The sequence below is a fragment of the Microvirga tunisiensis genome, assembly GCF_009296175.1.
Taxonomy (GTDB): Bacteria; Pseudomonadota; Alphaproteobacteria; order Rhizobiales; family Beijerinckiaceae; genus Microvirga; species Microvirga tunisiensis.
In genome coordinates this window covers 1-1,097 of the sequence record NZ_VOSK01000827.1, presented here as the reverse complement: position 1 = coordinate 1,097, position 1,097 = coordinate 1, and the positions used below count along the sequence as shown (strand labels likewise).

Sequence of the window (1,097 nt, the reverse complement as noted above, 5' to 3'; positions counted from 1 at the left end):
GCCGTGGCAGCCGCCCTCAATGCAAGGCCGAGAAAGACGCTGGGCTGGAGATCCCCTGCCGAGGTGCTTGACGAGTGGCTGCGGCAGGTCAACAGAATACGTGTTGCGACGACTGCTTGAATCCGTCTTGACTGCCGCGATCCGAATGGTGAATGAGGCCACGACCTGGTCGTTGCCGCTGGGCTGCCATGATCAGGGCTCCAAGGGTCAGCTCCGTTCGCATGTGATCGCGCATCGCCCACCCCACCACCTTGCGGGTGGCCAGGTCCAGCACGGCCGCCAAGTAGAGCCAGCCCTCACCGGTTGGACTGTACGTGATATCGGCCAGCCAGACCCGGTTTGGCACAGATGCCGTGAACTTCTGCTGCAGCAGGTTGGGCGCGATCGGCAGCTGATGACGACTGTCGGTCGTCGTCGGCCGGAAGCGGCGCCTGGCCAGAGCGCGAATGCCATGCCGGCGCATCAGCCGCTCGACCCGGCCGCGGCTGACCTGGCAGCCTTCTGCTCTCAAGGCTGCGTGCATGCGTGGGCTGCCATAGCGACCCTGATGCTGGGCATGGAGCCGATGCACCTCCTGCAGCAGGCGCCGATTCGCTATCGCCCTATGGCTCTCCGGCCGGGATCGCCAGGCGTAATAGCCGCTGGGCGAGACCTGGAGCACGCGGCACATGAGCCGCACCGGATAGGCGCGGGCATGCTGCTCAATGAAGCCAAACCTCATTTCGGCACCTCCGCGAAGATGCCGATGGCTTCCTAAGAAACAGCGCCCGTGGAAGCGTCAACAGCGACCTCCTGCAGCACAAAGCCGAAGGCCTTGGCGCGGCGGTGCAGATTATCGATCACCCGCTTCCGATATCGCTCCTCGTAATAGGACGCTCCCGGATCAGCGTAATCCATGCCGTGGCGCAGGGCGTTGTAGAACAGCACCGCTATCTTGCGGGCGGTTGCCGTGACAGCTTTGGCCTTGCCAATCCGCGTCGACAGGCGCCGGTAAAAGGCGCCCAGCGCCGTCTCCGTCTTGCCAATTGTCACGGCCGCCAGCCGCAGAAGTGCCGCCGCCCGACTGCCTGACCGGCGCGTTCGGGAGGACAGCACCT

Annotated in this window: 2 pseudogenes; both read right to left on the bottom strand. The window is 64.7% G+C overall.

Annotated features, from left to right (window positions below):
* Positions 1–127 precede the first annotated feature (127 nt).
* Positions 128–751: pseudogene (locus FS320_RS43925) on the bottom strand (IS3 family transposase); the annotation flags it as partial.
* A 2-nt stretch (positions 752–753) separates the two neighbouring features.
* Positions 754–1,097: pseudogene (locus tag FS320_RS46895) on the bottom strand (IS110 family transposase); the annotation flags it as partial.